This window comes from Streptomyces ferrugineus, from assembly GCF_015160855.1.
Classification (GTDB): Bacteria; Actinomycetota; Actinomycetes; order Streptomycetales; family Streptomycetaceae; genus Streptomyces; species Streptomyces ferrugineus.
Genome location: NZ_CP063373.1, coordinates 2,334,728 through 2,347,701, shown reverse-complemented (window position 1 = coordinate 2,347,701; position 12,974 = coordinate 2,334,728). Strand labels below are relative to the sequence as shown.

The 12,974-nt window shown below is 70.8% G+C and carries 12 protein-coding genes and 1 pseudogene; 5 read left to right on the top strand and 8 right to left on the bottom strand.

Annotation, left to right across the window (positions count from 1 at the left end; all coding sequences use genetic code 11):
- The first annotated feature begins 237 nt into the window (after positions 1-237).
- Both IM697_RS10695 and IM697_RS10690 read left to right on the top strand, forming a co-directional pair.
- Entirely contained in the window at positions 238-1,272 is a 1,035-nt protein-coding gene (locus IM697_RS10695; protein WP_265582714.1) for a LacI family DNA-binding transcriptional regulator, read from the top strand.
- Positions 1,273-1,414: 142 nt separating this feature from the next.
- Positions 1,415-2,380: a phosphatase PAP2 family protein gene (locus tag IM697_RS10690; RefSeq protein WP_194046942.1), complete on the top strand. Its 966-nt coding sequence runs from the start codon at positions 1,415-1,417 to the stop codon at positions 2,378-2,380.
- A gap of 68 nt (positions 2,381-2,448) precedes the next feature.
- Here the strand turns inward: IM697_RS10690 and IM697_RS10685 are convergent, their stop codons facing one another.
- Positions 2,449-5,448: a bifunctional [glutamine synthetase] adenylyltransferase/[glutamine synthetase]-adenylyl-L-tyrosine phosphorylase gene (locus tag IM697_RS10685; protein WP_194046940.1), complete on the bottom strand. Its 3,000-nt coding sequence runs from the start codon at positions 5,446-5,448 to the stop codon at positions 2,449-2,451.
- Positions 5,449-5,603: 155 nt separating this feature from the next.
- Here IM697_RS10685 and IM697_RS10680 point away from each other — a divergent pair, with 155 nt between their 5' ends.
- Both IM697_RS10680 and IM697_RS10675 read left to right on the top strand, forming a co-directional pair.
- Positions 5,604-6,131, top strand: a complete 528-nt coding sequence (locus IM697_RS10680) for a pyridoxamine 5'-phosphate oxidase family protein (protein ID WP_194049664.1) — start codon at positions 5,604-5,606, stop codon at positions 6,129-6,131.
- A 2-nt stretch (positions 6,132-6,133) separates the two neighbouring features.
- Entirely contained in the window at positions 6,134-6,586 is a 453-nt protein-coding gene (locus IM697_RS10675) for a VOC family protein (RefSeq protein WP_194046934.1), read from the top strand.
- A gap of 61 nt (positions 6,587-6,647) precedes the next feature.
- Here IM697_RS10675 and IM697_RS10670 read toward each other — a convergent pair whose 3' ends face one another.
- Positions 6,648-6,875: a hypothetical protein gene (locus tag IM697_RS10670; RefSeq protein WP_194046932.1), complete on the bottom strand. Its 228-nt coding sequence runs from the start codon at positions 6,873-6,875 to the stop codon at positions 6,648-6,650.
- 140 nt (positions 6,876-7,015) lie between these two features.
- Here IM697_RS10670 and IM697_RS44570 point away from each other — a divergent pair.
- Positions 7,016-7,192, top strand: a pseudogene (locus IM697_RS44570) (MFS transporter); the annotation flags it as partial.
- Between the two features lie 186 nt (positions 7,193-7,378).
- Here IM697_RS44570 and IM697_RS10665 read toward each other — a convergent pair.
- The 6 genes from IM697_RS10665 to IM697_RS10640 all read right to left on the bottom strand — a co-directional run bounded on the left by IM697_RS10665 (position 7,379) and on the right by IM697_RS10640 (position 12,879).
- Complete coding sequence (locus tag IM697_RS10665) at positions 7,379-8,557, bottom strand: MFS transporter (protein ID WP_265582713.1); 1,179 nt, start codon at positions 8,555-8,557, stop codon at positions 7,379-7,381.
- Between the two features lie 189 nt (positions 8,558-8,746).
- Positions 8,747-9,139, bottom strand: coding sequence for a VOC family protein (locus tag IM697_RS10660; protein WP_194046927.1), 393 nt, complete (start codon positions 9,137-9,139; stop codon positions 8,747-8,749).
- A complete protein-coding gene (locus IM697_RS10655) occupies positions 9,136-9,438 on the bottom strand; it encodes an ArsR/SmtB family transcription factor (RefSeq protein ID WP_194046925.1) in 303 nt (100 codons plus the stop codon). The genes IM697_RS10660 and IM697_RS10655 overlap by 4 nt, the downstream gene beginning before the upstream one ends.
- Positions 9,439-9,511: 73 nt before the next feature.
- Complete coding sequence (locus tag IM697_RS10650) at positions 9,512-11,455, bottom strand: S53 family peptidase (protein WP_194046923.1); 1,944 nt, start codon at positions 11,453-11,455, stop codon at positions 9,512-9,514.
- A gap of 141 nt (positions 11,456-11,596) precedes the next feature.
- A complete protein-coding gene (locus IM697_RS10645; RefSeq protein WP_194046921.1) occupies positions 11,597-12,220 on the bottom strand; it encodes a DUF305 domain-containing protein in 624 nt (207 codons plus the stop codon).
- On the bottom strand, positions 12,217-12,879 hold the full coding sequence (locus IM697_RS10640; protein WP_194046919.1) for a DUF3105 domain-containing protein: 663 nt from the start codon (positions 12,877-12,879) through the stop codon (positions 12,217-12,219). The genes IM697_RS10645 and IM697_RS10640 overlap by 4 nt, the downstream gene beginning before the upstream one ends.
- Positions 12,880-12,974: the final 95 nt, after the last annotated feature.

Here is a 12,974-nt window from a genome sequence, read left to right as displayed (position 1 = left end):
AAAAGTGCAAGAAGTCTCCGAAGTTATCCGGGCGTGACCTCTCGGCGACCGCCGTGAGACGCTTCTTTTCGGCGGTGGAGCGGCACACGAGCGGTCTGTGCAAGACTCTGCAAGCTCTTGCCATCACTTTCACGAGGGAGCGCGATGAGGCAGCAGCCCGGCCCGGGCCGGTCAACAGGTCGCCCACGGCGTCCGATTGGTGTGCAAGGCGACATACGGCCGGTACAGTCCAGTGCCGTGACCACACGGCTTGCCGACATCGCTGCTCAGGCGGGGGTGAGCGAAGCGACCGTCAGCCGCGTCCTCAACGGGAAGCCGGGCGTCGCCGCCACCACTCGCCAGTCCGTGCTGGCCGCACTCGACGTGCTCGGCTATGAGCGCCCGGTGAGGCTGCGCCAACGGAGCGAGGGCCTGGTGGGCCTGATCACCCCGGAGCTGGAGAACCCGATATTCCCGGCCCTGGCCCAGGTCATCGGACAGGCGCTGACCAGGCAGGGCTACACCCCCGTGCTGGCCACCCAGACCCCCGGCGGCTCCACCGAGGACGAGCTCACCGAGATGCTCGTCGACCGCGGAGTGGCCGGCATCATCTACGTCTCCGGCCTGCACGCCGACACCACCGCCGACATGCAGCGCTACGAGCGACTGCGCGCCCAGGGCGTCCCCTTCGTCCTGGTGGACGGCTTCTCCCCCAAGGTCCAGGCGCCCTTCATCTCCCCCGACGACCGCGCGGCGATGACCCTGGCGGTCACCCACCTCGCCTCCCTGGGCCACACCCGCATCGGCCTCGCCCTGGGCCCCAAGCGCTTCGTCCCGGTCCAGCGCAAGATCGAGGGCTTCGTCCGCGCGATGCAGGACCAGCTCGACCTGCCGGCGCAGACCGTCGAGACCGAGCTGATCCAGCACTCCCTCTACACCCTGGAGGGCGGCCAGGCGGCCGCGACGGCCCTGATCGACCGCGACTGCACCGCGGTGGTCTGCGCCAGCGACATGATGGCGCTGGGCGCGATACGAGCGGCCCGCCAGCACGACCTGCGGGTCCCCCGCGACATCTCGGTCGTGGGCTTCGACGACTCCCCCCTGATCGCCTTCACCGACCCGCCCCTCACCACCGTCCGCAAGCCGGTCCCGGCGATGGGCCAGGCCGCGGTACGCACGCTCCTCGAGGAGATCGGCGGGACTCCCGCTCCGCACAGTGAGTTCGTGTTCATGCCGGAGCTGGTGGTGCGCGGTTCGACGGCTTCGGCCCCCGGTGACAGGATTCGTCCCTGACTCGTCCCCAAGGCGGAGAATAAGCACACCGCGCCCCTGCGTTGGAACGAGTGGGAGGCGTACGACCGCCGTAGAACGTGCGTCCGGAACCCGACCGGAGGATGATCGGTGGGGGAAGGCTTTTCTGGCAGACTCTGTGCCTATGGGTGAAGCGACCGTGACGACACTGGAAGGCCGGGAAGCGGCCGTTCCGCAACCCGTCGCGGACGAGACGGGGCGGGGACACCTGCGCCGTCTGCGCGCCCCACGCCACCCCCGGCTCTGGTTCGAGATCCTGCTGATCGCGGTGAGTTACTGGACGTACTCACTCATCCGCAACGCGGTACCGGAGCAGCGGGCGGAGGCCCTGCGCAACGCCGACTGGCTCTGGAAGCTGGAGCACGACCTCGGCATCGCCGTCGAGGAGTCGATCAACCACGCCGTGAACGGCGTGACTTGGCTCATCGTCGGCATGAACTACTACTACGCGACCCTGCACTTCATCGTCACGCTGGGTGTCCTGGTCTGGCTCTACCGCAGTCACCCCGGCCGCTACGCGGCGACCCGCCTGGTCCTCTTCGCGACCACGGGTGTGGCCCTGGTCGGCTACTACCTGTACCCGCTCGCTCCCCCACGGTTGATGACCAGGACCGGTTTCATCGACACGGTCCTGGCCCACGACACCTGGGGTTCGATGGCGTCCGGCGATCTGAAGAACATGTCGAACCAGTACGCCGCGATGCCGTCGATGCACATCGGCTGGTCGGTCTGGTCCGGCCTGACGATCTTCGCCCTGGCGAGGATCCCCTGGGTCCGCGTCCTGGGCCTGCTCTACCCGACGGCCACGCTCCTGGTGATCGTGGCAACGGCCAACCACTTCTGGCTGGACGCGGTGGGCGGACTGATCTGCCTGGCGTTCGGCTACACGGTGGCGCGCGTATGGTACGGAGCGCTGCCGTACTCACTGCCACGGATGGTGCCCAGGCCGCCCACGGCGGGAAGGGGCCGTGCCGCGGGGTGTCCGCCCGCAGCGGCGGGCGTCAACGCAGGGCGCCCCTTTGAGCCATCGAGCCGCCCGACCGAGGACGGACACCCCCCGGCGCGGCCCCGCACCCCCACGGAACCGTAGGCGCTACGCGCATCCCCACAAGGCGACACAGGCCGCCGCAGGCACCCCCACACGCAAGCCGGCACGCCTTACCCCCCGTAGAACAACTCCTCCACAACCCCCCGGGCCCGCCGCGCGGTACGCCGGTACGCGTCGAGCATGTCCCCCACGTGACCGGGCTCGTACCCCAGGTAGCGCCCCACGGCCGCCAACTCGCGCCCGTCCGACGGGAACGTGTCCCCGGCCCGCCCCCGCACCAGCATCACGGCGTTGCGCACCCGGGTGGCCAGCACCCACGCCTCGTCCAGGATCGCCGCCTCCTCGCCCGGAATGAGCCCGGCCGCACAGGCCGCGGCGAGGGCCTCACGCGTCCGGGTCGTCCGCAGCCCCGGCTCGGCCCACCCGTGCTGGAGCTGCAGCAGCTGCACGGTCCACTCGATGTCGGACAGCCCGCCCGGCCCGAGCTTGGTGTGCAGCTTGGGATCGGCGCCCCGCGGCAGCCGCTCGGTCTCCATCCGGGCCTTCAGCCGCCGGATCTCCCGCACGGCGTCGTCACCGAGCCCCTCGGCGGGATAGCGCAGCGGATCGATCAGGTCGACGAACCGCCGGGCCAGATCCTCGTCCCCCGCGACCGGCTCGGCCCGCAGCAGCGCCTGCGACTCCCACACCAGCGACCACCGCCGGTAGTAGGCCCCGTACGAATTCAGCGTACGGACCAGCGGCCCCGACTTGCCCTCCGGCCGCAGATCGGCGTCGATCAGCAGCGGCGGATCGGCACTCGGAATCTGCAGCAGCCGGCGCATCTCCTCGACGACCCGGTTGGCGGCGACACCGGCCTCGTGCTCGTCGACCCCCTCGCGCGGCTCGTGCACGAACAGGACGTCGGCGTCACTGCCGTATCCCAGCTCATGTCCCCCGAACCGCCCCATGCCGATGATCGCGAACCGGGTGGGCAGGGTGTCGCCCCACCCTTGCCGGACCACCGCCCGCAAGGTCCCCGCCAGCGTCGCCGCGGTCAGATCGGAGACCGCGCCCCCGACCCGGTCCACCAACGCGCCCTGATCGGCCTCGGCCGGCTTCGTCTCGGTACCGTAGGAGTCGACGATGTCCGCGGCGGCCGTACGGAACAGCTCCCGGCGCCGCACCCCACGCGCGGCCGTGACCGCCTGGAGGGCACCGTCCGCACGCCGTACCGCGGCGAGGATCTCCTGCTCCAGATGCGCCCGCGAGCGGGGCTCGAGGCCGCTGCCGCCGTCCCCGTCCCCGAGCAGCGCCACCGCCTCCGGCGCCCGCATCAGCAGATCGGGAGCGAGCCGTCCCGCCGACAGCACCCGTGCGAGGTTCTCGGCGGCGGCACCCTCGTCCCGCAACAACCGCAGATACCAAGGGGTCTTGCCGAGCGCGTCCGACACCTTGCGGAAGTTCAGCAGCCCCGCGTCCGGATTGGCGGAGTCCGCGAACCAGCCCAACAGCACCGGCAACAGCGTGCGTTGGATGGCCGCCTTGCGTGTCACCCCGGAGGCCAGCGCCTCCAGATGCCGGAGCGCCGCGGCGGGATCGGCGTATCCGAGCGCGATCAGCCGCTCCCGCGCCGCCCCCGCGCTCAATCTGGCCTCGCCGGGGGCGAGTTGGGCCACGGCGTCGAGCAGCGGCCGGTAGAAGAGCTTCTCGTGCAGCCGCCGTACGACGCTCGCGTGCCGCTTCCACTCGCGGGTCAGCTCGGCGACCGCGTCCACCCGCAGCCCGAGCGAGCGCCCGATGCGCCGCAGGTCGGCCTCGTCCTCGGGCACCAGGTGGGTGCGCCGCAGCCGGTAGAGCTGGATGCGGTGTTCCATGGAGCGCAGGAAGCGATAGGCGGTGTCGAGCTGGGCGGCGTCGGCCCGCCCGACGTACCCGCCCGCCGCGAGCGCCTGCAAGGCATCCAGGGTCGTACCGCTGCGCAGCGAGGCATCGTCCCGGCCGTGCACCAACTGCAGTAGCTGTACGGCGAATTCGACGTCCCGCAGCCCGCCAGGACCCAGCTTCAACTGCCGGTCCAGCTCGGCCACCGGGATGTTCTCGACGACCCGCCGCCGCATCTTCTGCACGTCGGCGACGAAGTTCTCCCGCTCGGCGGCCTTCCACACCAGCGGCTCCAGCGCGGCGACGTACTCCTCGCCCAGCTCGATGTCCCCCGCCACCGGGCGGGCCTTGAGCAGCGCCTGGAACTCCCAGGTCTTGGCCCAGCGCCGGTAGTAGGCGAGGTGGCTGCTGAGCGTACGCACCAGCGGACCGTTCCTGCCCTCCGGCCGCAGATTGGCGTCCACGGGCCAGATGGACCCCTCGACGGTCGTCTCGGAGCAGATCCGCATCATGTGCGAGGCGAGCCTGGTGGCCGCCCGCAGCGCCTTGCCCTCGTCGGCGCCGTCGGCGGTCTCGCCGACGAAGATGACGTCGACGTCGGAGACGTAATTGAGCTCGTGGCCCCCGCACTTGCCCATCGCGATCACCGCGAGCCGGCACTGCGCGGCGTCCTCCGGCGCGGCGGCGCGGGCGATGGCGAGGGCGGCGCGCAGGGTCGCGGTGGCGAGGTCGGCGAGTTCGGCGGCGGTCTGGGCCACGTCGGTGGTGCCGCACACGTCGCGCGCGGCGATGGACAGCAGACAGCGCCGGTAGGCGACGCGCAGCGACACCGGGTCGGTGGCCTCGGCGAGGCCCTGCTCGAACTCCTCCACCTCCGGGTGCAGGTCCCGCGGCTCGTACATCACCAGCGCCTGCCAGTCGCCGGGGTGCCGGGCGAGGTGGTCGGCGAGCGCGGCGGAGGCACCGAGCACACCGAGCAGCCGGTCCCGCAGGGGCTTGGCCGCTATCACCGTGTCCAGCAGCTCACGCCGGGCGGCGGGGGCGGGCTGCGCCTCGATGAGCCGGACGAGGCCGTGCAGGGCGAGGTCCGGGTCGGCGGTGGCGCCGAGGGCCTCGAGGAGCACCGGGTCGTTCCTGATCGGAGCGACCTCGACGCTGTCCAGGAGTCGCTCGGCGGCGGACGGGTCGGTGAATCCGTGCCGCAGCAGCCGTGTGAAGGTACTGCTCCTGCGACCCGGCGCCGTCATGCTCGCCCTCCCGTCCGATCAAGGTCGTACGCGATCGAGCCTAGCCGCAGTACCTGCGAGTGGCGCCGATGAGTTCCGGCGACCCGGCCGGTCTGTCCCTTGGAGGGCTACGTCCGACACCTCTGGAGGGCCGTCCGATGACCGAGAAGCACCCGATGACCGAGAAGCACCCGCAACCACAGACCCGGCTGGACACCCGCTACAGCGACGAGAGGGCCACCGCGACGCCCTGGGCCGAGGCGGAGAGGCTGCTGGCCGAGGCCGAGCTGTTCTGGATCTCGACGGTACGGCCGGACGGACGGCCGCATGTGACCCCGCTGCCGGCGGTGTGGTCACGGGGCGCGCTGCACTTCTGCACGGGCCCGGAGGAACGCAAGGCGAGGAACCTCGCCCTGAACCCGGACGTCGTCCTGACGACCGGCACGAACACCTGGGACAAGGGCTACGACCTGGTGGTCGAGGGCGAGGCGGTGCGGATCACCGACGATGCGCGGCTGCGTGAGCTGGCCGCCGGGTGGGAGGAGAAGTACGGCGCCTTCTGGCACTTCGAGGTGACGAACGGCCGTTTCCACCACGGGGCGGGGCACGCCTACGTGTTTTCGGTGGCGCCACGGACGGTTTTCGGCTTCGGTAAGGGTGAGCCGTTCAGCCAGACCCGCTGGCGATTCACCATGGAGGACTAGCGATGGACTTCACCCTCGAAGTGATCCCGCTGCCCGTGAGCGACATCGACCGGGCCCGCGACTTCTACCGGGACAAGGTCGGCTTCCACGTCGACATCGACCAGGAGGTCATGCCGGGCATGCGCATCGTCCAGCTCACGCCTCCGGGCTCGGGCTGCTCGATCGCCCTGGGCGACAGCATCTGGGACATGACCAAGGGCGAGACCAGGCCGGAGCCCGGCTCCTACCAGGGCCTCCAGCTGTGCGTGGCGGACATCAAGGCGGCCCGGGCGGAACTGCTCGAACGCGGCCTGGAGATCTCGGAGCCGGTCCAGTACGCCCCCGACGACGGCGCCACGTTCATGTACTTCACGGACCCGGACGGCAACGGCTGGTCGATCCAGGAGTACCGGCGCCGGGCGACGGAGCCGCTGCACCATCTGCTGGCGGAGCTGGCGAAGGGCCGCGAGTCGTAGCACCCGAAAAGGGGCGGCTGTGCCGGCCGCCCCTGCTGGTGGCTCCGTCTTCCTTGGCTGGTCAGTTGTGTCCCGGCGGGAGCTTGCCCTGCGGGTTCACGTTCTCGGTCTGCAGCCCGTTGCCGTTGCACTTGTCCTGCTGACCGGCGGGCTGCTGCCCACCGCTGTTGGAACACTGCGGGGTGATCTTGGCATCGGCGACGCCTGCACTGCCGAGGCTCAGCGCGACCACGGCCGCACCGGCTCCGACGGCCGCTGCCAGCCGCTTCGTGGTGGTCCTGGCTGTCATTCCGCTCAGCCTCCGGTCCTGCTTCAACTATGCGGCAGAGCGTGGTGGGACTGTCGCGTCTTGTCCTCCACGCTTCTCGCAGAATGCCTACAAGTCAATATAAATCGGTCAGTTGAAAACAAAACGAGCGAGGCGCACTCATGAGCCCCCGCCGGGCGGCGGTGCCCTGCGCCCTGATGCCGGCCGCCTTCACCTTCAACACCGCGGAGAACCTGCCGATCGGACTCCTGGAGCTCATCTCCGAGGGCCTGAGGGTGCCCGTGCCGGCGGTCGGTCTCCTGGTCACCGGTTACGGCGTGACCGTCGCCGAAGCGGCAGCCGCGCGCGGCTCAGAGCGGGGCGCGGGCGCCGCCGGGCCGAGTCGGCGGACCTGCGGCGACAACAGCGCCGCACAGATGACCACGACGATCATGACGACGCACCCCGCCAACGCCCGCCGACCACCGACAAGGCCGGCGACAGGGCCCGCCACCAGCAGCCCGAGCGGGCCGAGGAGGCCGACCCTACGCCGGCCCCTCGTCGGCCGTACCCGAAGCGGCAACCCCACGCCGCTCAGAGCGGGACGCGAGCGCCGCCGGGCCGAGTCGGCGGACCTGCGGCGACAACAGCGCCGCACAGGTGGCCACGACGATCATGACGGCGCACCCCGCCAGCGCCTGCCGGGTGCCGACGAGGCCGGCGACGGGGCCCGCCGCCAGCAGCCCGAGCGGGGCGAAGGCCAGGGAGCCGAACAGGTCGTAGGAGCTGACGCGGGACAGGGCTGCTTCGGGAACCTCGCGCTGGATGGTCGTGGACCAGAGCACGGCGAAGACGTCCGCGGCGATGCCCCAGCAGAACATGGCCACCGCGACCAGCCAGACCGGGGCGGAGACGGCGAGCAGCGCGATCGGCAGCGCGGCCGGGAAAGTGGCCAGAACCCCTACCAGGATCGGCCTGTTCACCCGCACACGAGCCGCCAGGCCCGCGCCGGCGATGGTGCCCAGCGCCTGGGCGGCGACGATGACCGACCACGCCCGGGCGCCGCCCAGCTCCGCCTCGGCGACCAGCGGACCCAGGACGCCGACGTTGGCGTTGAGCGCCGCGACGACAATCGCGTACTGGGCGACGACCACCCACAGCCACTGCCGGGAGCTGAACTCCCGCCACCCCTCTCTGAGGTCGTCCCAGCCCGAGGACGCCTTGGCCGCACGTCCGGGAACGCGCAGACGGGCGATGAGGACCGCGCTGACGACGAACGACGCGGCGTTGAGGGCCAGTGCCCAGCCGGCCCCGATCCAGGCGACGGCGACGCCCGACAGCGCCAGCCCCAGCAGCAGGCTGCTGTTCGTGCCCACCCGCAGCATGCCGTTGGCCTGCTGAAGCCTCCCGGCCGGCACGATCAGCGGCACCAGACCGTCCATCGCGGGAGCGAACAGCGCGGTCGCGGTACCGGCGACGACGGCCAGCACGCACATGAGGAGCAACGGCGCGTGACCGCTGAGCACGACGGCCGCCAGACCCGCGTACGCGGCGGCGCCCACGACGTCGGCGGCCACCATCAGCCGTGCGCGCGACATCCGGTCCGCGATCACCCCGCCGGCCAGCACGAACACCAGCTGGGGCAGGGCCTGGCAGGCCAGGACCAGCGACAGCCGCCCCGGAGTCGCCCCGGGCAGGGCGAGGACGGCGAACCCCAGTGCCACGCGGGCGAAGCCATTACCCAGCACCGAGATGGTCCGAGCCGAAGCGAGAAGAAGGAACTGCCGGTCAGCCCAGAGAGACCGGTCGGGGGAGGTAGGCATGGCGCCGCACCCTACGCGGCGACGACCGTGCCCGGTCGGCAATCAGCCATCAGCCATCGGCCGCCAGCCGACGCGGCCCGCCCCGGCCCGTTACTCCGGCTGTGTCGCGATCTGGATCAGATTGCCGCAGGTGTCGTCGAAGACGGCGGTGGTGACAGGGCCCATCTCCAGGGGCTCCTGGGTGAAGTGGACGCCGAGGCCGCGCAGACGGTCGTACTCCGCCCGTACGTCGGCGACGGCGAACTGGGCGAGTGGGACGCCGTCCATGACGAGGGCGTCGCGGTAGGTCTTGACCGCCGGGTGGCCCGCGGGCTCCAGCAGCAGCTCGGTGCCCTCGGGCTCGTCGGGCGAGACGACGGTCAGCCACCGGTCCTTCTCCCCCACCGGGACGTCGTGCTTCGTCACGAAGCCGAGGATCTCGGTGTAGAAGCGCAGGGCCTTGCTCTGGTCGTCGACGAAGACGCTGGTCAGACGGATTTTCATGGGGTGCTCTCCTTCGGCCCGGTCAGGTCGCGCAGGGGCCAGCGCTCGGTGATCTGCCGGAGCGGGGCCGTGTTGAGGTCGTGGAACTTGTAGCGGCCCTCCCGCCTGGTCTCGACGAGCCCGGCGGCCTCCAGCACGGCGAGGTGCTGGGAGACTCCCTGACGGGAGATCGCGAGCTGATGTTTCATGCTCAGTCGCGAGCAGATCTCGAACAGTGTCTGTCCGGACTGCTCGGTGAGCTCGTCGAGGATCGTACGGCGGGTGGGGTCGGCCAAGGCTTTGAAGAGGTCTTCGGCCACACGGACAGCATAGGCAAGTGGCCACTTGCCTACCAAGTCGGGGTGCGGTGCCGCATGCCACGAGCCCGCGCGATCAGCGGCGTCGATACGACTCCACGTAACCGCCCGCGGGCGTCCCGACCCCGGTCACGTCGTCGTACCCCCGCACGGCGCTCAGCGAGCTGTCCCTGCCGAGGCTGCGTACGGACGTCTCCAGGCCGCCCGTCGCGTCGTACCCGTTGACGAAGTCGACGCGCGCCACCGCGAGCCCGGACGCCGTCGGGTCGTCCGTGACGTCGTGGTACGCCGTCGAGCCGTACCTGGCGTAGATCGCCGGGTTGGCGAAGCCGAGCGGCCTGCCGCCGTGGGCCTCCTGGGCCAGCGCCTGGACACCTGCGACGACCGGCGCCGCCAGCGAGGTGCCGCCGAGGCGGTACTCGTCGTACGCCCGCGTCCTGCCGTCCGGCATGGTCTGGGTCTGGCCCACCAGGAACCCGGTGTTCGGGTCGGCGATGGCCGCGATGTCCGGGACGACGCGGTTGCCGGCGGAGTCGTACGCCTTGGCCAGCGCGTCCGGGACCACGCCCTGCTGGTAGGACGGCTCGGCGACGGTCCTGCTGGTGCCGCCGCCCGCGCCCGAGGTGAACGCGCCGGGGAAGCCGGTCCAGCTCCCGCCGTCGGCCGACAGGTCCGCCTTCTCGGTGCCCCAGCCGGTCTCCCAGAGGTACGTGTCGCCCTTGCCGACCGCCAGCGAGGTGCCGCCGACCGCCGTCACCCACGCCGAGCTCGCCGGGATGTCGACCTGCTTGGTGCCGGAGCTCGCGACCTCGTCCCCGTCGTCGCCGGAGGAGTAGTAGAAGCCGATCCCCTCCACCGCGCCGAACTGGAAGACCTGGTCGTAGGCGGCCGCGAGGTCGGGCGTCTGGGCGGCCTCGGTCTCGCCCCAGGAGTTGGAGACGATGTCGGCCAGATGGCGGTCGACGATCTTGCTGAGCGAGTCCAGGAGGTCCTCGTCGGCGCAGGAGGCGGCGCCCACGTACGTGATCTGCGCGCCGGGCGCCACCGCGTGCGCGGCCTCGACGTCCAGGGTCTGCTCGCCGTACCAGCCCGCCGCCGAACACTCCTTGGTGTGCGTGTACTCGGCGGGCAGGACCTGGTGCAGCTGACCCGCGCGCCAGGCCGCGTCGCCGTTGCGTCCGGCGTAGGTCGCCGCGTCGTAGGCGATGGTCGGGGAGGCGTACGCGTCGGTGATGGCGATGCGCACCCCCTTGCCGGTGCGGTTGCCGGCGCCGTACGCGGCGCGCAGCTGCTTGCCGGTGTAGCCCTTCACGGCGTACGGGATCTTCGTGCCGTACGCGTCCGGCAGCGCCTTCGCCACGTTCGAGCCGTGATACGTCGAGAAGGGCCCCGAGTTGCGGAACACCGTCTCCGGCGGCGGCAGCCGGTCCTGGTGGCGCGCCAGGTGCGGGGCGCTGTCGAGGCCGGTGACGGTCAGGACGGCGTCCTTCAGCGCCTTCGGCACCGAGGCGGTGGTCACGGGCGCGCGGTAAGTCCTCGCGCCCTTGGTGTAGTTGTGCAGTTCGGTGCCGAACGCCTTCTCCGCGGCGGCCACATCGCCGGTCACGGCGACATAGTGCTGGGTGACACCCGTGACCTTCAGACCGGCGGAGGTCAACCACCCCTTGACCGCGACGACTTGGTCCTTCGTCGCCCCGAAGCGGGCCTGCGCCCGGCTCGCGCTCAGGTACCTGCCGTACGACGCCGACGCCGGGTCGGACACGGCCTTCGCGTACGCGGCGAGCCCGGCCGGGTCCCGGCCCCGGAGGTAGACGCGTGCGGACACCCGGGCGCCGTCGGAGGTGGCGCCCTCGTCCGTCCTGGCCGTGGCCCACGCGGGCTTGGTCCCGGCGAGCCGGTCACGCCCCGGGTTGTCCGCGGCGTGCGCCGCGGGTATGCCGAGCGCCAGCGCGCCGGTGAGGAGGGGCAGCGTCGCCGCCAGACTCACGGAGGTGCGCAGCGCGGCACGTCGAGATCTCATGGAACCCCCTGTGCGATTCGTGTGCGAGTGGATCACCCGACGGTGGCCACTTAAGCGACGAACCGTTCACGCCAGGGGAATGCCCGGGCCAAGAAGGTCCCAACTAACCTAATGACAACGCCATTTCGCAGGCCGCACGCACTACGACCGCGGCTTCGCGCCCCGCTTCTCCAGCAGGTCCGCCATCAGGTCGATCTCCGACTGCTGCGCGTCGACCATGCCCTGGGCGAGCCGCTTCTCCACATCGACCGAGCACTTGTCGACACAGCCCTCGGCCATGTGGATGCCGCCCTTGTGATGGGCCGTCATCAACTGGAGGAAGAGGACCTCCGCCTGCTTGCCGCTGAGGCCCTGAAGCTTCTTCATCTCCGCGTTGGTCGCCATGCCCGGCATCAGCGAACCCTCCCCGGCGGAGGGCATGTCGCCCATGCCCATCCAGGCCATCGGCGCCTGCGACGACACCTTCGGCAGCCCCCACAGATCCAGCCAGCCCAGCATCATGCCGCGCTGGTTGGCCTGCGTCTGCGCGATGTCGTACGCCAGCAGCCGCACCTCCTTGTCGTCCGTGCGGTCGCGCACGATGTACGACATCTCCACGGCCTGCTGATGGTGCACCGCCATGTCCCGGGCGAACCCGGCGTCCGCCGAGTCGCCGCTCGGCGTATCGCTCGAACCGCCGTCCTCGGCGACGGCGTAGGTGAGTGCTCCGACCGCGACCAGCACGGCCGCCGCGGTCCCCGCTATCCAGCCGACGTGCTTCTTCACTCCGACAGACCACCCGTGCACGCCGCGCCCGGCTCGGGTGTCTGCTCACCCTGGACGTACGTCTCGAGGAACTTGGCGACGTTCGGGTCGTCCGCGCTCGTCACACTGCGCTGGTGCCCCCACGCGGTCAGCATGATCGGGTCCTTCTGCTTCTCGTCCGGGCTCATCAGCGTGTACGGCGTCTGCTTCACCTTCGCCGCCAGCGCCTCGACATCGGCCTTGGGCGCCTTGGAGGTGTACGTCACCCAGACCGCACCGTGCTCCAGCGAGTGCACGGCGTGCTCGTTCTTGAGCTCCTTGGTGTAGACGTCGCCGTTGCAGTTCATCCACACCTGGTTGTGGTCGCCGCCGACCGGGGGCTCCGTGGGGTACTTCACGCTCTTGGCGACGTGGGTGCGCCCGAGCTCCCCCTGCCAGGTCCGCACGCCGTCCTTGCCGGCCACGAGCTTGCCGCTGGTCTTCGTGTCGGCCGCCGGGTCGCTGTCGTCGGACTGCGACCGGATGAGCACGACACCGCCGACGACGAGACCGGTGACGACCACCGCGCTGGTCACGATCGTGAGGATGCGGTTGCGGCGCTCACGAGCTTGCTCGGCACGCCGCATCTCTGCTATTCGCGCTTTGCGTGAAGCGTTGCTCTTGTTCTTGGCGGAGCCCATGAGGCGTTGTCCTTCTGGGGAAAGGGACGGTCGGGTCCGCTGATCGTAATGGGGAAGGTGTGACCTTCAGTAGGGCGGCCGATATTTTGAACCGC